We start from the raw sequence: 16,898 nt of genomic DNA, 5'->3' as shown, positions 1-16,898 counted from the left end.
CGTGTCCAGGGGACCGGCACGGCATTGCCCGGAAGGAGTGGGTCCTGCGGGAGTGGCGGTGGGGGATGCCCGGGTCTGATAGATGTGGAGGCTCCCATCCCACCCCCGAGCAGATACGGGACGACGGACATGAGCGCCCCAACCCCGGCCCCAGGTGACGACAGGCCCCGCGAGGGCTACTACCCGGACCCGTCCATCCCCGGCTACGTCCGGTACTGGAACGGCGCCTCCTGGGTGCCCGGCACCAGTCGCCCGGCGCCGCAGGACGGCGAACCGCTCATCCCGCCGCCCGGCATCCGCCCCGCGGCCCCGCCCGTCGAGGAGACGGGCCCCCACTTCTTCGACGAGGACCCGGCCGAGCCGGGCCGGTCCGGCGGGGCGGGGGCGTTCGGTGAGTCCGCCGGGTCCGGCGCGTTCGGCCGGGCTGACGCGTTCGGCGCCACGGGCGGGTCCGGTACCTCTGGTGTGTCGGGTGCGTCCGGCGTCTCGGGGGCGGCGGAGCAGTGGGGCGTGGCCGCCCTGCCAGGCCAGGGCGGCCACCCGGACCACCAAGGCCACCCCCGCCTCCCCGGCCAGTCCGGCCCCCACGATGGCGCGGGGCGGGTCGGAAGCTGGGGGGTGGACCCCCGGGTGCCGGCCGGACCGGCCGGGGCGGTCGATGGCCGTACCGCCGCCCGCACCGACGGCACCGCGACGACGCCCCCGGCGGAGGACGAGGCCCCGGACCCCGGCACCTTCCTCTTCCGGCGCCCGGTCCCCGGCCCGGCGGCCCGCACGGACGACGGCACGATGACCTTCCGCCCGGTACCGTCCGGCCCGGCCGGCACGGAGGGCGGTGCGCCCGGCGGTCCGGGTTCCGGTCCCGCCGGTTTCGGTCCGGCCGAATTCGGTCCGGCCGAGTTCGGTACGCAGGGCCCGGTCGGCGTGCCCACGCCGACGACTCCCGCGTCCTCGCCCGCGGCCGGCAACCACGGCTTCGGTGCCGGAAAGGCCGCCGCCGCCCGCGCCGCCGCACCGGTGCCCGAGGGCCCGCAGGGTGCGCTGCCGGGCCAGGCCGCCCCCGCCGTGCCTCCCGCCCCCGCCGTCGTCACCCCGTCCGTGCCCCAGCAGTCCGGCGCCCCGGCCGCCCCGCTGAGCAACGGCTCCGGTGGCGGTCAGGCGTCCTGGGCGCAGCAGGTGCACCAGCTGGCCGGGGGCGGGGACGAGCAGCCGCCGGCGCCGTGGAAGCCACCGGTGGAGGACGTGTTCCAGGCCGCCGCCCGCCGCCAGGCAGCCGCGCGGCCCGCCGGGCTCGGCAGGCGGTTCGCGGCCCGGCTGATCGACCTGCTGATGCTGGGGGCCGTGACGGCCGCCGCCGCGGTGCCGCTCGGCCTGCGGGCGGCGGACCACGTGCAGGAGAAGATCGACGCGGCCCGGCTGTCCGGCCGTACCGTCACCGTCTGGCTGCTCGACGGCACCACGGGCACCAGCCTCGGCATCGTCCTCGCCGTCCTGCTCCTCGCCGGAGTCCTGTACGAGGTGCTGCCCACCGTCCGGTGGGGCCGCACCCTCGGCAAGAAGGTGTGCGGTCTCCAGGTGCGGGACATCGAGGGGCACGAGCCCCCGGCGTTCGGCCCGGCGCTGCGCCGCTGGCTGGTGTTCAGCGTGCCGGGGCTGCTCGTCGTCGGTGTCGTGGGCATGCTGTGGTGCCTGTTCGACCGGCCGTGGCACCAGTGCTGGCACGACAAGGCGGCCCACACCTTCGTCGCGGGCTGACACCGGCACGGACGGCCGTAGTCCGTACGGCCGCCCTCCGGATGCGGGGCCGGAAGAGCCGCGGTGCACTCGGGCCATGATCAGCGAACCGCCCTCCGGCTCCGGATCCCCGCCCCCGCCGCCCGGCGGCGGCCCGACACCCCCGTACGGCGGCGGACCGTACGACGGCGGTGGCGGCCCCGGTTACCCCGGCGACCCCCTGGCCGGTATGCCCCCGCTCGCCGACAGCGCCCGGCGGACGCTCGCGAGGATCATCGACATGGTCCTCGTCGGTGTCGTCGTCCTGCTGCTCATCTGGGCGTCCGGGCTGCGGGGGTACTACGTCGACGGCGACCGCGTGCAGGTCGGCCGGTCCGTCGCCCCGGCCGTCGTCATGGCCGTGCTCTACGTCGCCTACGACACCGTCATGATCAGCAGGACGGGGCAGACCCTGGGCAAGAAGTGGCTCGCCATGCGAGTGGCCGACCTGGACAACGGCACCACCCCCTCCGTGCAGACCACACTGATCCGCTCGTTGGTGCTGTGGCTGCCGTTCGCCTTCTGCTGTTGCTGCCTGTGGACGCTGATCGCGGGCGGGTGGAGCTACTTCGACAAGCCGTACAAGCAGGGCCTGCACGACAAGGCGGCCAAGACGGTGGTGGTCAGCACCGGTTGACGCCGGCCAGCCGGTCGCCGAGAGGGCTGCGCGGGTACAGGACCTGTCGCTGCGCCTGCTGCGCACCGAGCCCGGTCTGCGCCGCTCCTGCTTCCACCAGGCGATGGTCTTCGCGGGTTTCTCGGCCGGGTGGACCTGCCTGGCGCTCCTCCTCGACGGACCGGCCCACGGCATGGGGGCCCAGGCCGTGGGGCTGCTCGCCCTGGTCGGCGGCGCGACCAAGTTCTGCACCCCGCTCGCCGGACGCCTGGTGGACCGTCACGGCCCGGATCCGGTGAACCTCGTCCGCATGCTCGCGGTCCTCGTCTCGGTCGCTGTCCTGGCCGCCGGTGCCCGGGGTGGCGTCCCCGGGCTGACCGCTCTCGTCGTCGGCACGCTGCTGCTCGACATCGCGATGCAGTCCGGCATGGTCGCCAACCAGGCGCGGGTCCACGCCCTGCGTCCCGACGCCCGCAGCCGGCTCGACACGGCCTACATGACCTGTGCCTACCTGGGTGGCAGCGCGGGTTCCTGGCTCGGGGCACGCGTCTACGGCCGGGCCGGCCGGCGGGGCGTGTGCGCGCTCGTGGCGCTGCTCGCCGTACTGGCCCGGCCCGCCATCTCGCGGCACTGGTCAGAATCTCGCGATCCGCGCGGAGCGGACCCGCGCACTCGCCGCGGAGCCGCCGCTCGCACTGACGGTGAGTCCCGGTCAGAAGGACGTGGGCACGCGCTCCTCGTCCGGTACGGCCGCGGCGGGCGCCTGCGCCGGGCGGGCCCGCGGGGCGGGGGCCGTCAGGGCGACCAGCAGCCCCAGCGCGAGGGCCGCGAGGGCGATGACGCTGATCCCCACGCCCGAACTCGCCTGCGACAGCAGCAGCATGGCGAAGGTCGAGAGGATCACGGTGCAGACACCGTAGGCGAGCTGTGCGGCGGTCGGACGAGGCATGGCAATCGTGTCCTCGGCGGTTTCGGGGATGGGGTGCCGTGGGGCTCTCTTGGCGTGCATGCCCGAGCGGGACGCCCGGTAAGCGTGGCCTAACCCACGGTACCGGTGCACGGGGGGCGCACGGAGACACCGGTCCCGCCGGACGGACGGCTCCCTGCGCCGTGCGGTGGGGCGACACCTGTCCGTAAAGCGAACGTCACCTCCGCATAGTGCACTTGTCCTGCTCAAGTCAAGGTCTGTCTTTTCCGTCAAACCTCTAGTCAAATGTCGTCACTTGATACACGCGTTGATCGAGCGCGCACGGATTCCTCCATGCCCTGGAACCCTCTGTCCGTGCGCGCGGCGCGGGGGAGGAACTCAAGTGACCAGCAGATCCTGGACGTACAGAGCGGCCGCCATCGGCGTGACGCTCGCGGCGGCCTCCGCCACGTTCACCACCTTCGCCGTCGCGGAGGCGGGTACGCAGGACCGGCCCGCGGCCGCCAACCGGCACGACCCGGCCCCGGTCAAGCAGCAGAAGCACGACCTGGACGGTCCGCTGAGCAAGACCCAGGACGCCCAGCGCGAGGAGGCCTTGAAGCAGCTCATATCGGGCAAGGCCACCGCGCAGGAGCGTAACGGCTCCAAGGTAGTCAAGCTCAAGAGCCGCAAGGGCCAGAGCAAATACGTCGAGCTGAGCCGCGAGAAGACCGACAAGATCTTCACGATCCTGGTGGAGTTCGGGAACCAGACGGACCCCAAGTACGGTGGCACCGCGGGCCCGCTGCACAACAAGATAGCCGCGCCGGACCGCAAGAAGGACAACTCCACGGCCTGGCAGAAGGACTACGACAAGAAGCACTACCAGGACCTCTACTTCGGCACCGGCAAGAAGACCGAGTCGCTGAAGAAGTACTACGAGAAGCAGTCCTCGGGCCGCTACTCGGTCTCCGGCGAGGTCACCGACTGGGTCAAGGTCCCCTACAACGAGGCCCGTTACGGCAACAACGCGTGCGGCCAGACCAACTGCCCGAGCGTGTGGAACGTCGTCAGCGACGGTCTGGGCGCCTGGGTCGCCCAGCAGAAGAAGGCAGGCAAGTCCGACGCCGACATCAAGGCGGACCTGGCCAAGTACGACCAGTGGGACCGCTACGACTACGACGGCGACGGCAACTTCAACGAGCCCGACGGTTACGTCGACCACTTCCAGATCGTGCACGCCGGTGAGGACGAGTCCGCGGGCGGCGGCGCGCAGGGCAAGGACGCGATCTGGGCCCACCGCTGGTACGCCTTCGGCACCGACGCCGGCGCCACCGGCCCCGGCAGCAACAAGCTCGGCGGCGCGCAGGTCGGCGACACCGGCATCTGGGTCGGCGACTACACCATCCAGCCGGAGAACGGCGGCCTCGGTGTCTACGCCCACGAGTACGGCCACGACCTCGGCCTGCCGGACGAGTACGACACCGCCGGCGGCGACAACTCCACCGGCTTCTGGACCCTGATGTCGTCGGGCTCCTGGCTGGGCACCGGCAAGGAGTCCATCGGCGACCTGCCCGGTGACATGAACGCCTGGGACAAGCTCCAGCTGGGCTGGCTGAACTACGACAACGCCAAGGCGGGCAAGCAGTCCACGCACAAGCTCGGCCCCGCCGAGTACAACACGTGGGACAAGCAGGCCCTCGTGGTGTCCCTGCCGGAAAAGGCCGTCACCACCACGATCACCCAGCCCGCGGAGGGCTCGACCCAGTGGTGGAGCGGCAGCGGCAACGACCTGAAGAACACGCTGACCCGGACCGTTGACCTCACCGGCAAGTCGTCGGCGAACCTCAGCCTGGACGGGTGGTGGGCCACCGAGGAAGGCTACGACTACGTCTACACCGAGGTGTCGACCGACGGCGGCGCCAACTGGACGGCCCTGGACGGCACGGCGGACGGCCAGGCCCTCCCGCGTGACGCCAGCGGCAAGGCGGCGCTGACCGGCTTCTCGCAGACGCACAAGAAGCTGTCGTTCCCGCTCGACGCCTACGCGGGCAAGAAGATCGACGTGCGCTTCCGCTACGCCACCGACGGCGGTGTCGCGGAGAACGGCTTCACGGCCGACGAGATCACCGTGACCGCCGACGGCGCCCCGGTGTTCTCGGACAACGCCGAGACGGCGGACGCCGGCTGGACCGCGGCGGGCTTCTCCCGGATCGGCGCGTCGTTCACGAAGAACTACGCGCAGTACTACATCGCCGAGAACCGGCAGTACGTGTCGTACGACAAGACGCTCAAGAGCGGCCCGTACAACTTCGGCTTCGCGTCGCGCCCCGACTGGGTGGAGCACTACCCCTACCAGAACGGCCTGCTGGTCTGGAAGTGGGACACCTCCCAGGCGGACAACAACACCAACGACACCAACGGTCACCCGGGCACCGGTCTGATCCTGCCGGTCGACTCGCACCCGAAGGCGCTGAAGTGGGCCGACGGCACGCTGCTGCGCAACCGTGTCCAGGCGTACGACTCCCCGTTCAGCCTCTACGGCACGGACGGCATCACCCTGCACAAGGCCGACGTCGCCCTGAAGATCAAGGCGTCTAAGGGTGTCCCGGTCTTCAACGACCACACCGGCACCTACTACGACGCGTCGAACCCCACCGGCGGCGTCAAGGTCACTGACACCAACACCAAGATCACGATCGTCAAGGAGGCCAAGGACGGCTCCTCGATCCAGCTCAAGGTCGGCCCCGCGGTGAAGTAGTCCACATCTCCGCAGGTCACAGGCGTATCGGCGGCAACCCCTTGGCGGGTTGCCGCCGGTCGTGTTTAGGTGCGTCCTGTGGACCGCTTATTGACACCGACCCGGACGGGGATGTGACCGCATGGCCGCTGGAGGCTACTGCACGCTGCCGGACAACACGGTGGTGGTGGCGCTGAACCTGCCGAGTCCCGCCGGGAGCCCGGCCGCGGTGCGGGTCCTGGTCCACGCCCGGAACCGGGCACGCGCCCTGACCCGGCTGCGCAACCTGGGGCTGCGGGCGGTGTACCTGCGGGGCAACGCGCTGCCTCCCACGCCGGACGAGGTCACGGCGGTGCTGCACCATCCCGACGGCCTGATATGGCGCACGGCCGCGGACAACGGTGTCACCGTGACGGAGCTGTGGCAGCCGATCAGGGCCCTGCTGCGCCGGCCCGCCGCCCGCGCCTGAGCCGCCCGGGTGCCGGCCGGCCCCGTCAGACGGCGGGCTTCCCGGTCAGCTCCACACCCGCCTCGCGCAGTTCCCGCAGGGCGCGCGTGGTGGTCTCCTCGGCCACTCCCGCGGTCAGGTCCAGCAGCACGTGCGTACGGAAACCCTCCCGCACGGCGTCCAGCGCGGTGGCGCGCACGCAGTGGTCCGTGGCGATGCCGACGACGTCCACCTCGTCGATCTCCCGGCCGCGCAGCCAGTCGGCGAGCGCGACCCCGTTCTCGTCGGTGCCCTCGAACCCGCTGTAGGCCGCCGAGTACGCCCCCTTGTCGAACACGGCGTCCACCGCGCCGGAGGCGACGGCGGGGGCGAAGTTCGGGTGGAAGCCGACGCCCTCCGTGCCCGCGACGCAGTGCGCGGGCCAGGAGCGGACGTAGTCGGGGTCGTCCGCGAAGTGGCCGCCGGGCGCGATGTGGTGGTCACGCGTGGCCACCACATGGCGGTATCCGGTGCCCGCCGCCTGGCCGATCAGCTCGGTGACGGCGGCGGCCACGTCCGCACCGCCGGACACCGCGAGGCTGCCTCCCTCGCAGAAGTCGTTCTGGAGGTCTACGACGATCAGGGCGCGGCGCATGGCGGGTGTCCTTCGGGTGAGGAGACAGATGACTGAGCCTAGGGACTTACCGGCCGGTGCGGGAGGGGGACGGACCGCGGTCCCGCTCCCGGCCGTGTCGTCCTAGCTACCCGAGCCCCCGTGGACGTACTCCGTCGGAAGGACGGGTTCGCCCCGGGAGAGCTGGGTGGCGGAGAGCGGCAGCTTCGCGCGGGCCGCGATGTGGCGGTCGCGCGGCACGTCCAGCGGCTCGCGGGCGATCACCTCGCCGCCCTTGACCAGCTGAACCTGCAGTTCGCGGCCGGCCAGCCCGGGCGGGACCGGCCCGGTGCCGACGACCTCGGCCTCCGCGATCCCCTCCGCGTCGGTGCGGCGCGCGGCCCACTTGCGTCCGCCGACGGAGGTCTTGCCGCCACTGGACTTCTTCGCGACCGGCACCAGCGGCGCCTTCGGGTCGGCGGTCTCGGCGCGGGCGACCAGCTTGTAGACCATGGAGGCGGTCGGGTGCCCGGAGCCGGTGACCAGCTGGGTGCCGACGCCGTACGCGTCCACGGGCGCCGCGGCCAGCGAGGCGATGGCGTACTCGTCCAGGTCGGAAGTCACGATGATCCTGGTGCCGGTCGCGCCCAGCTCGTCCAGCTGCTGGCGCACCCGGTGGGCCACCAGCAGCAGGTCGCCGGAGTCGATGCGGACGGCGCCCAGCCCGGGTCCGGCCACCTCCACCGCCGTACGGACGGCCTCGGTGACGTCGTAGGTGTCCACCAGCAGGGTCGTGCCGCGGCCGAGGGTGTCGACCTGCGCCTGGAAGGCGTCGCGTTCGCGGTCGTGCAGGAGGGTGAAGGCGTGGGCCGAGGTGCCCACGGTGGGGATGCCGTAGCGGAAGCCCGCGGCCAGGTCGGAGGTGGTCGTGAAGCCGCCGACGTACGCGGCCCGCGCGGCGGCCACGGCGGCCAGCTCGTGGGTGCGCCGGGCGCCCATCTCGATCAGCGGGCGGTCACCGGCGGCGGAGGCCATGCGGGAGGCCGCCGCGGCGATCGCCGAGTCGTGGTTGAGGATGGAGAGGATCACGGTCTCCAGCAGGACGCACTCGGCGAAGCTGCCCTCGACGCGCATGATCGGCGAGCCCGGGAAGTAGACCTCGCCCTCGGGGTAGCCCCAGACGTCACCGCTGAAGCGGTAGTCGGCGAGCCACGCCAGGGTCTCCTCGTCGACGATCCCCTGCTCGCGCAGGAAGCCGAGCACGCCGGCGTCGAAGCGGAAGTTCTCGACCGCGTCCAGGACGCGCCCGGTGCCGGCCACCACGCCGTAGCGCCGCCCGTCCGGCAGCCGCCGGGTGAAGACCTCGAACACGCTCCGCCGCTCGGCCGTGCCGGCCTTCAGCGCGGCCCGCAGCATGGTCAGCTCGTACTGGTCCGTGAAGAGTGCCGTCGAGGGAACGTCCACCGGCAGCCCAAGGTCCGCTGTGTTCATGGCAAGATAGTACCCCCATCTCGTCAGTGTGACGATTTATCGCGCGCGTGGCAGCATGGGCTCTGTGACGTCACCCGCGCCCGTAGAGATCGAACGCACCGAGTCGGCGGAGGAGGTCTTCGCCGTACCCGAGCCCGACGTCCCCTGGGTCACGATCGTCCACAACGACCCGGTCAACCTCATGAGCTACGTGACGTACGTCTTCCAGACGTACTTCGGCTACTCCAAGGACAAGGCCACCAAGCTCATGCTCGACGTCCACCACAAGGGCCGGGCGGTCGTCTCCAGCGGAAGCCGCGAGGAGATGGAACGCGACGTGCAGGCGATGCACGGCTACGGTCTGTGGGCCACCCTCCAGCAGGACCGGAAGTAGCGACCGACCACTCATGCCCGGACACTTCGAACCGCTCCCCGGCGGCGGCGCGGCCGTCGCGCTCGACGACGTCGAGATCTCCATCATCCGGTCGCTGGCCGTCCAGCTCCTGGAGCTGATCGGCCCCGGCCCCGGTGCCGACGCCCCCGACGACCCGCTCGCCGAGCTGTTCGCCGAGGGGCCGAGCGAGCCGCCCGCGGACCCGGTGCTGCGCCGGCTCTTCCCGGACGCCTACAGCGACCCGGAGCAGACCCCCGCCTCGTCGGCCGAGGCCGAGGAACGGCGGGCGCACTCCGCGGAGTTCCGCCGCTTCACCGAGAACGACCTGCGCGCCGGCAAGCGGGAGAGCGCGCTGACGGTGATCCGCACCCTGGACGCGCTCGCCCCGGTGGACGAGGGCGGGGCGGTGCTCAAGCTGTCCCCGCAGGAGTCGCGGCAGTGGCTCGGCGCCCTCAACGACCTCCGGCTGGCGATCGGCTCCCGCCTGGAGATCACCGACGAGGACGACACCGACCTGCTCTACCGGCTCCCTGAGGAGGACCCGCGCAAGCCGATGGTGCTGGCCTACCTGTGGCTGGGCGGCCTCCAGGAGACCTTGGTCACCACCCTTATGCCGTAATCCGGTCATTCCCCTCCGGCACTGTTCGCTCAGAGGACGCTCAAATCCGGATAACGATCCCGTCACCGTTGCGGCCGGTTTTGGCGCATTCGAGCACCTTTTGTCCCCTTCTACCTGTGTGATGCACCACACCACACCCCTGTGATCAGTGTTGCGGCCGTGATAAATCTTCACGACCGCCCGGCGAACACCACCCATGTTCCGGCCGGGTGCGCCACCGAGCCGACGACCGTCGGCCAGGCAACAGCTCCAGAAAATCCAGGGGGATCGAGACCCGGTCCGAGGCCGACGACAGGCCCGGATCGGCATGGAGAAAGGCGCACCACACATGACCTCAGCGCAGGTCGACCAGCATCACGACGGCAATGAGGCCGTGCGGGCCGAGGATCACGAGGGCGGCGAGGGCTACCAGCGCGGGCTCGGTGCCCGGCAGATCCAGATGATCGCCATCGGCGGTGCCATCGGCACCGGCCTGTTCCTCGGCGCGGGCAAGGGCATCTCCAAGGCGGGCCCCAGCCTGATCCTGGCGTACGCCATCGCGGGCCTCGTCATCTTCTTCATCATGCGGGCACTCGGCGAGCTGCTGATGTACCGCCCGGTGTCGGGTTCGTTCTCGGAGTACGCGCGCGAGTTCATCGGCCCGTTCGCCGGTTTCGTCACCGGATGGACGTACTGGCTGTTCTGGGTGGTCACGGGCATCACCGAGGTCACCGCGGCCGCCGCCTACATGACGTACTGGTGGAACATCCCGCAGTGGATCTCGGCCCTGATCTTCACCGTCGTCCTGTACGGCGCCAACCTGATCTCCGTGAAGCTCTTCGGCGAGCTGGAGTTCTGGTTCTCCATGGTCAAGGTCACCGCCATCATCGGCATGATCCTGATCTGCGCCGGCATCCTCACGATCGGCTTCTCCGACGCCGGTGACACCGCCTCCGTCAGCCACCTGTGGAACGAGGGCGGCTTCTTCCCGCACGGCGTCGGCAGCACCCTGATGACCCTCCAGATGGTCATGTTCGCCTTCCTCGCCGTCGAGCTGGTCGGTGTGACCGCGGGCGAGTCCAAGGACCCCAAGACCGTGCTGCCCAAGGCGATCAACACGGTGCCGTGGCGCATCGCCGTCTTCTACGTCGGCGCGCTGATCATGATCCTCTCGGTCGTGCCGTGGACCAACTTCCACCCGGGTGTCAGCCCGTTCGTGGCCGCGTTCCAGAAGATGGGCCTGGCCGCCGGCGCCGGCATCGTGAACTTCGTCGTGCTCACCGCGGCGCTGTCCTCCTGCAACTCCGGCATGTACTCCACCGGCCGCATGCTGCGCGACCTCGCGCTGAACAGCCAGGGCCCGAAGGCGTTCACCCGGCTGACGGCCAGCGGCACCCCGCTCGTCGGCACGTCGGTCTCCGCCGCGCTGATGCTGGTCGGCGTGTGGATCAACTACCAGTGGCCGGGCAAGGCGTTCGACTACGTGGTGTCCTTCGCCACCATCTCCGGCATGTGGGCCTGGATCGTCATCCTGTTCTGCCAGATCCGCTACCGCGCCAAGTCCGACCGCGGTGAGCTGCCCCGCTCGGAGTTCCGTGCGCCGGGCGCCCCGTTCACCAGCTGGTTCGCGCTCGCCTTCATCGGCATGGTGATCGTGATGATGGGCATCGACAAGGACGCCCGCGTCTCGCTGTACTGCGCGCCGCTGTGGGCCCTGATCCTCGGCGTCGCCTACGTGGTGCTCAAGCGGCGCAACCCGGAGGCCGCTGCCTTCCGCAAGCGCTGAGGACCCGGGCGCCCCGCAGGACACCTCCTCGGGACGTCACGGCCGCCGGGAGCACTCGTGGCGCCCCCGGCGGCTGCCGCTCAGGACGCCCGGCATGTGGGCCGTCCCGTACCGACCCCCGGTACGGGACGGCCCCTCTGCTTATCCTGACCCCCATGCTGACCATCACCCAGGCCCTGTACGACCAGATCGTCGCCCACGCGCGCGAGGACCACCCCGACGAGGCGTGCGGCGTGGTCGCCGGCCCGGCGGGCTCCGGCCGCCCCGAGCGGTTCGTCCCGATGCTCAACGCGGCCCGCTCGCCCACCTTCTACGAGTTCGACTCCCAGGACCTGCTCAAGCTCTACCGCGAACTGGACGACCGCGACGAGGAGCCGGTGGTCATCTACCACTCCCACACCGCGACCGAGGCCTACCCCTCCCGCACGGACATCTCCTACGCCAACGAGCCGGGCGCCCACTACGTCCTGGTCTCCACGGCCGACACCGACGGCGCCGGCGAGTTCCAGTTCCGCTCGTTCCGCATCCTCGCCGGTGAGGTCACCGAGGAGGAGGTCAAGGTGGTGGAGGCGTACCCGTCCCAGTGACACCAGCCGCACCTCGTCTCACTTCGTGAACGAATCTCGTCCGAGATGTGGGAACACCCTCCGGGAAGCGGCGGGGGAATCGATACGATGAGCCCATGGTTTCCCACGACGTGAGCGAGAAGACGCCGGGCACGCTGCTCGTGGCGCGGCTGCACGTCGACCTGTGCAGGCTCGCCAGCGCCATCTGTTGACGCCGGCCCTGCCGCCGTACGGCCGTGAGCCGCGGCGTCCAGACCCCCGTACGCCACCCGTGCGCCCCGCGCCGCCGCGCGCCCACCGACCCGACACCTTCCGACAGGAGCCCTGAGCCATGGCCATCGAGGTCCGCATCCCCACCATCCTCCGCACGTACACCGACGGCCAGAAGGCGGTGGAGGGCAGCGGGAACACCCTCGCCGAGCTGTTCGCCGACCTCGAGGCCCGGCACGCGGGCATCCAGGCCCGCATCGTGGACGGCGACCAGCTGCGCCGCTTCGTCAACGTGTACCTGAACGACGAGGACGTCCGCTTCCTGGACGGCATCAACACCAAGCTGTCCGACGGCGACAACGTGACGATCCTGCCGGCCGTGGCCGGCGGCATGCGCTGATCGGCCGCTGACCAGCGATGCGCTACGACTCCCCGCTGGCCGCGGTGGGCAACACCCCCCTGGTGCGCCTGCCGCGGCTGTCGCCGTCCTCCGAGGTCCGGATCTGGGCCAAGCTGGAGGACCGCAACCCCACCGGCTCGGTCAAGGACCGCCCCGCCCTGCACATGATCGAGCAGGCGGAGAAGGACGGCCGGCTGACCCCGGGCTGCACCGTCCTGGAGCCCACCTCCGGCAACACCGGCATCTCCCTCGCCATGGCGGCCAAGCTCAAGGGCTACCGCATGGTGTGCGTGATGCCGGAGAACACCTCGCAGGAGCGCCGGGAGCTGCTCGGCATGTGGGGCGCCGAGATCATCTCCTCACCGGCCGCCGGCGGCTCCAACACCGCCGTACGCGTGGCCAAGGAGCTGGCCGCCGAGCACCCCGACTGGGTGATGCTCTACCAGTACGGCAACCCGGACAACGCGGGCGCCCACTACGCCACGACCGGCCCGGAGATCCTCGCCGACCTCCCCTCGATCACCCACTTCGTGGCCGGTCTCGGCACCACCGGCACCCTCATGGGCGTCGGCCGCTACCTGCGCGAGCACAAGCCGGACGTCAGGATCGTCGCCGCCGAACCCCGCTACGACGACCTGGTGTACGGGCTGAGGAACCTCGACGAGGGCTTCGTCCCGGAGCTGTACGACGCGTCCGTGCTCACCACCCGCTTCTCGGTCGGCTCCGCCGACGCGGTCACCCGCACCCGCGAACTCCTCCAGCAGGAGGGCATCTTCGCGGGCGTCTCCACCGGCGCGGCCCTGCACGCGGCGATCGGCGTCGGCAGGAAGGCCGTCCAGGCGGGCGAGAGCGCCGACATCGTCTTCGTCGTGGCCGACGGCGGCTGGAAGTACCTCTCCACCGGCGTCTACACGGCGGCCACCACTCAGGAGGCCATCGAGACGCTCCAGGGCCAGCTCTGGGCGTAGGGATCCGACCGCGCCGGTGGTACGTCACATCCGTACCAGGACACCGGCAGGAAGGCGGACCCCATGCGCCGTACGACCCCCCTCGCCCTCGCGGCGGCAGCGCTGCTCCTCGCGGGCTGCGGCTCCCAGCAGAAGGACACCGGGAGCAGCGGCAAGGCGTCGGCGCCGCCGTCTCCCACCCGGTCCGCCGGCGGCTGCACCGGCCACGCGGAGCTGACGGCCGCCGACCACGGCCGTACCGTCTGCGTGGCCGAGGGCGGCGAGATCCGGCTCACCCTGCACGGCACCCGTGCCCGACCCTGGAAGGCGGTCGCCGCGAGCGGCGCCGGTCTGCGGGCCATCAACGCGGGCTTCGTCCTGCGGCCGGGTGACGCCTCGGCCGCCTACCGGGCGGTGGCCGCCGGCACGGTGAAGCTCACCTCGTCCCGCCCGCTGTGCGCCGAGCCCACCGCACCGGGCCGGGTCTCCTGCAAGGGCATCGAGGAGTGGACGGTGACCGTGCGGGTCGGCTAGGCCCTCTCGTTCGGATCATGCCGGGCTGATCCGGCCTGATCCGAACGAAAGACCCTAGCCCGCGAGGTGGCGCACCTGGTCCCACAGGACCGGGTCGACCACGCCCACCCGGCGCCGGAAGTCGCCCACCGGCACCTCGCGCAGCTCGTCGGTCTCGAGGAAGCTGGGCCGGCCCCGGGCGTCGCCGACCGCACCAGGCGGCAGCGGGATCACCCCGCTGCGCTCGTCGTGGTACTTGCTGGTGATCTTCGCGACCGTGGCCCGGTCGCCGCGCACGGCCAGCACCAGGCAGGGCCGGTCCTTCACCGCGGCCCGGTCCTCGTAGGGCACCTCCGCCCACCAGATGTCGCCGGGGGAGGGCCGTACCGCGTGGGCCGTCCGTCTGCCCGGCCGGCCCGGGGGCCGCAGCCGCCGCCCGCCCGGCCGGCGACCGCGGCCCCAGCCGTCGACGAGCGTGGCGACCAGCGCGAGCAGTACCACGGCAGCGAGCGCCAGCCACCAGGACGTGTCCATACGACGACGTTACCGGCGCGCGCCGCACATCGCGCGCCCTCCGGTGAATCCTGTGCGCCCCGGGTCCAGCCGATCCGGTGACAGCACAGGTGAGTTCGCCCACAACGGCCCCTGGCGAAGGAGCGACCCGCGCTCTCGCGCCTTACGCTCGACGCACCGCACGACCCCCGTCAGCCCCCGTTCTGACTGGCCCTCCCGTCCCGCCCACCGGTTTTCCGCCAGCGGAGGTTTCTGCTTCATGAAGCTCACCGTCGTCGGCAGCTCGGGGTCGTTCCCGTCCGCGGAATCGGCCTGCTCGAGCTACCTCCTCGAGGCCGACGGCTTCCGGCTGCTTCTCGACATGGGCAACGGCGCCCTCGGCGAGCTCCAGCGCCACTGCGGTCTCTACGACCTCGACGCGATCTTCCTCAGCCATCTGCACGCCGACCACTGCATCGACATGTGCGCCTACTTCGTGGCGCGCTACTACCGCCATGACGGCGGCCGGTGCGGGCCCGTCCCGGTCTACGGCCCCGAGGGTACCGAGCACCGGCTGACCACGGCCTACGGGGACACCCCGTCGGCCTCCTCCATGAGCGAGGTCTTCGACTTCCACACGGTCAAGCCGTCCACGTTCGAGATCGGCCCGTTCACCGTGCACACGGAGCGGGTCCGCCACCCCGTGGAGGCGTACGGCATCCGGGTCGAGCACGGTGGTACGTCCCTGACGTACTCCGGCGACACGGGCGTCACCGCGACGCTGGACGAGCTGGCCCGGGACACCGACCTGTTCCTCTGCGAGGCCGCGTTCACGCACGGCAAGGAGAGCATTCCCGACCTGCACCTCAACGGCCGTGAGGCGGGCGAGACGGCGGCCCGCGCGGGCGCCCGCCGCCTGGTGCTCACCCACATCCCGCCGTGGACCGACCCGCTGGTCAACCTGCGGGACGCCCGTGAGGTGTTCGCCGGGCCGGTGGCGCTGGCGGCGCCGGGACAGACGTACGACATCTGACCGTGGCATGCGCGGGGCCCCGGAACCGTCCCGGTTCCGGGGCCCCGCGCGCTGTCCGGGCCGGCCGGGCTACTTGCCCTCGGCCTTCTGGAGTTCGGCCAGTTCCTCGTCGGACTCGCGGCCCGGCGTGGGCAGGTTGAACCGGGTGATCGCGAAGCGGAAGACCACGTAGTAGACGACCGCGAAGCACAGGCCGACCACGACCAGGCCCCAGGGGTTGCTGGCGATACCCAGGTTCAGGCCGAAGTCGACCACGCCCGCCGAGAAGCCGAAGCCGTCCTTCATGCCCAGCGCCCAGGTCAGCCCCAGCGACAGGCCGGTGAGGACCGCGTGGATGGCGTACAGGACCGGCGCGATGAACATGAACGTGAACTCGATGGGCTCGGTGACGCCGGTGACGAAGGACGTCAGCGCGAGCGAGAACATCATGCCGCCGACGACCTTGCGGCGCTCGGGCCGGGCGCAGTGGACGATGGCCAGGCACGCGGCCGGCAGGGCGAACATCATGATCGGGAAGAAGCCGGTCATGAACTGGCCCGCGTGCGGGTCGCCGGCCAGGAAGCGCGCGATGTCACCGCTCTTGCCGTGGTACTCGCCCGCCTGGAACCACGGGAACGAGTTCAGCAGGTGGTGCATGCCGATCGGGATCAGCGCACGGTTGGCGACACCGAAGATGCCCGCGCCCACCGCGCCCGAGCCGACCAGCCACTCGCCGAAGTTGTGCAGGCCCGTGCCGAGGACCGGCCAGATGTAGCCGAACACGATGCCGAGGAGGAGACCGGCGAAGGCCGACAGGATCGGGACGAGACGACGGCCGCCGAAGAAGCCCGCCCAGTCGGGCAGCTTGGTGCGGTAGAAGCGCTGGTACAGCAGGGCCACGACTATGCCCATCACCACGCCGCCGAGGACCTTGGCGTCCACCGGGGCGTTCACCATGTGGACCTTGCCGTCGACGACGGTCGCCACCTTGGGCAGGTTCTTGTCGGTGAACGTGCCGAGCACGTTCTTGAAGACCAGGTAACCGGTGACCGCCGCGAGGGCGGTGGAGCCGTCCGACTTTTTCGCGAAGCCGATGGCGATGCCCACCGCGAACAGCAGCGCCATGTTGTCGAGGATCGCGTTGCCACCGGCGGCCATGAAGGACGCGATCTTCGTCAGGAAGGCCGGGAAGGACGGGCGTCCCAGCATGTCGGTGTTGCCGAGGCGCACCAGGAGGGCGGCGGCCGGCAGCACGGCCACCGGCAGCATCAGGCTGCGCCCGATACGCTGGAGGACGGCCATCACGCCGGCGCCCTTCTTCTTCTGGTCGGCCGCCGGAGCGGCGCTGGCCGTGGTCACAACTTCCTCCTGGAGGTGCCCCCGGCCTGAGGCTGGGGGAGGGCAGGGCGCCGCCCGGGAACCATGGAGGGGGAC

General features: G+C 71.2%; 18 protein-coding genes and 1 pseudogene. 14 read left to right on the top strand and 5 right to left on the bottom strand.

The window, feature by feature from the left end; translation table 11 throughout:
* Positions 1-129: 129 nt before the first annotated feature.
* From ACF1BE_RS16880 to ACF1BE_RS16870, 3 genes and pseudogenes are all read left to right on the top strand, one after another.
* Entirely contained in the window at positions 130-1,755 is a 1,626-nt protein-coding gene (locus tag ACF1BE_RS16880; RefSeq protein ID WP_392199794.1) for an RDD family protein, read from the top strand.
* Between the two features lie 76 nt (positions 1,756-1,831).
* Positions 1,832-2,410: an RDD family protein gene (locus ACF1BE_RS16875; protein ID WP_392199793.1), complete on the top strand. Its 579-nt coding sequence runs from the start codon at positions 1,832-1,834 to the stop codon at positions 2,408-2,410.
* A gap of 103 nt (positions 2,411-2,513) precedes the next feature.
* Positions 2,514-2,948: pseudogene (locus tag ACF1BE_RS16870) on the top strand (MFS transporter); the annotation flags it as partial.
* A 153-nt stretch (positions 2,949-3,101) separates the two neighbouring features.
* Here the strand turns inward: ACF1BE_RS16870 and ACF1BE_RS16865 are convergent.
* Positions 3,102-3,338 (bottom strand): hypothetical protein, encoded by a 237-nt coding sequence (locus ACF1BE_RS16865; RefSeq protein WP_392199792.1) that lies wholly within the window; start codon positions 3,336-3,338, stop codon positions 3,102-3,104.
* 361 nt (positions 3,339-3,699) lie between these two features.
* On the opposite strand from ACF1BE_RS16865, the gene ACF1BE_RS16860 reads away from it, so the two are divergent.
* Both ACF1BE_RS16860 and ACF1BE_RS16855 read left to right on the top strand, forming a co-directional pair.
* Entirely contained in the window at positions 3,700-6,057 is a 2,358-nt protein-coding gene (locus ACF1BE_RS16860) for an immune inhibitor A domain-containing protein (RefSeq protein ID WP_392199791.1), read from the top strand.
* Positions 6,058-6,178: 121 nt separating this feature from the next.
* Complete coding sequence (locus ACF1BE_RS16855) at positions 6,179-6,505, top strand: hypothetical protein (protein ID WP_392199790.1); 327 nt, start codon at positions 6,179-6,181, stop codon at positions 6,503-6,505.
* Positions 6,506-6,530: 25 nt separating this feature from the next.
* Here ACF1BE_RS16855 and ACF1BE_RS16850 read toward each other — a convergent pair whose 3' ends face one another.
* Positions 6,531-7,118: a nicotinamidase gene (locus ACF1BE_RS16850; protein WP_392199789.1), complete on the bottom strand. Its 588-nt coding sequence runs from the start codon at positions 7,116-7,118 to the stop codon at positions 6,531-6,533.
* A gap of 102 nt (positions 7,119-7,220) precedes the next feature.
* Positions 7,221-8,567 carry a nicotinate phosphoribosyltransferase gene (locus ACF1BE_RS16845; RefSeq protein ID WP_392199788.1) on the bottom strand — a complete coding sequence of 449 codons (1,347 nt, stop codon included), beginning with the start codon at positions 8,565-8,567 and terminating at the stop codon, positions 7,221-7,223.
* A 55-nt stretch (positions 8,568-8,622) separates the two neighbouring features.
* Between ACF1BE_RS16845 and clpS the strand changes: the two genes are divergently transcribed.
* From clpS to ACF1BE_RS16805, 8 genes are all read left to right on the top strand, one after another.
* Entirely contained in the window at positions 8,623-8,940 is a 318-nt protein-coding gene (clpS, locus tag ACF1BE_RS16840) for an ATP-dependent Clp protease adapter ClpS (RefSeq protein ID WP_392199787.1), read from the top strand.
* Between the two features lie 13 nt (positions 8,941-8,953).
* Positions 8,954-9,559, top strand: a complete 606-nt coding sequence (locus tag ACF1BE_RS16835; protein WP_392199786.1) for a DUF2017 domain-containing protein — start codon at positions 8,954-8,956, stop codon at positions 9,557-9,559.
* Between the two features lie 328 nt (positions 9,560-9,887).
* Positions 9,888-11,324 (top strand): amino acid permease, encoded by a 1,437-nt coding sequence (locus tag ACF1BE_RS16830; protein ID WP_392199785.1) that lies wholly within the window; start codon positions 9,888-9,890, stop codon positions 11,322-11,324.
* Positions 11,325-11,479: 155 nt separating this feature from the next.
* A complete protein-coding gene (locus tag ACF1BE_RS16825; protein WP_392199784.1) occupies positions 11,480-11,911 on the top strand; it encodes a Mov34/MPN/PAD-1 family protein in 432 nt (143 codons plus the stop codon).
* Positions 11,912-12,006: 95 nt separating this feature from the next.
* Positions 12,007-12,102 (top strand): putative leader peptide, encoded by a 96-nt coding sequence (locus ACF1BE_RS16820; RefSeq protein WP_324612360.1) that lies wholly within the window; start codon positions 12,007-12,009, stop codon positions 12,100-12,102.
* Positions 12,103-12,221: 119 nt separating this feature from the next.
* Positions 12,222-12,500, top strand: coding sequence for a MoaD/ThiS family protein (locus ACF1BE_RS16815; protein ID WP_356823868.1), 279 nt, complete (start codon positions 12,222-12,224; stop codon positions 12,498-12,500).
* A gap of 17 nt (positions 12,501-12,517) precedes the next feature.
* Positions 12,518-13,468 carry a PLP-dependent cysteine synthase family protein gene (locus ACF1BE_RS16810; protein WP_392199783.1) on the top strand — a complete coding sequence of 317 codons (951 nt, stop codon included), beginning with the start codon at positions 12,518-12,520 and terminating at the stop codon, positions 13,466-13,468.
* 63 nt (positions 13,469-13,531) lie between these two features.
* Positions 13,532-13,981, top strand: coding sequence for a hypothetical protein (locus ACF1BE_RS16805; protein ID WP_392199782.1), 450 nt, complete (start codon positions 13,532-13,534; stop codon positions 13,979-13,981).
* Between the two features lie 54 nt (positions 13,982-14,035).
* Here ACF1BE_RS16805 and ACF1BE_RS16800 read toward each other — a convergent pair whose 3' ends face one another.
* A complete protein-coding gene (locus ACF1BE_RS16800; RefSeq protein ID WP_392199781.1) occupies positions 14,036-14,494 on the bottom strand; it encodes a type II toxin-antitoxin system PemK/MazF family toxin in 459 nt (152 codons plus the stop codon).
* 238 nt (positions 14,495-14,732) lie between these two features.
* Here ACF1BE_RS16800 and ACF1BE_RS16795 point away from each other — a divergent pair, with 238 nt between their 5' ends.
* Complete coding sequence (locus ACF1BE_RS16795; RefSeq protein ID WP_392199780.1) at positions 14,733-15,485, top strand: MBL fold metallo-hydrolase; 753 nt, start codon at positions 14,733-14,735, stop codon at positions 15,483-15,485.
* 69 nt (positions 15,486-15,554) lie between these two features.
* On the opposite strand, the gene ACF1BE_RS16790 is transcribed toward ACF1BE_RS16795, so the two are convergent.
* Positions 15,555-16,823 carry a PTS transporter subunit EIIC gene (locus tag ACF1BE_RS16790; RefSeq protein ID WP_392199779.1) on the bottom strand — a complete coding sequence of 423 codons (1,269 nt, stop codon included), beginning with the start codon at positions 16,821-16,823 and terminating at the stop codon, positions 15,555-15,557.
* Positions 16,824-16,898: the final 75 nt, after the last annotated feature.

The organism is Streptomyces sp. NPDC014991 (assembly GCF_043080665.1).
Lineage (GTDB): Bacteria > Actinomycetota > Actinomycetes > Streptomycetales > Streptomycetaceae > Streptomyces.
Note: the sequence above shows the minus strand (reverse complement) of the source record. Positions and strands in the feature narration are given on the sequence as shown.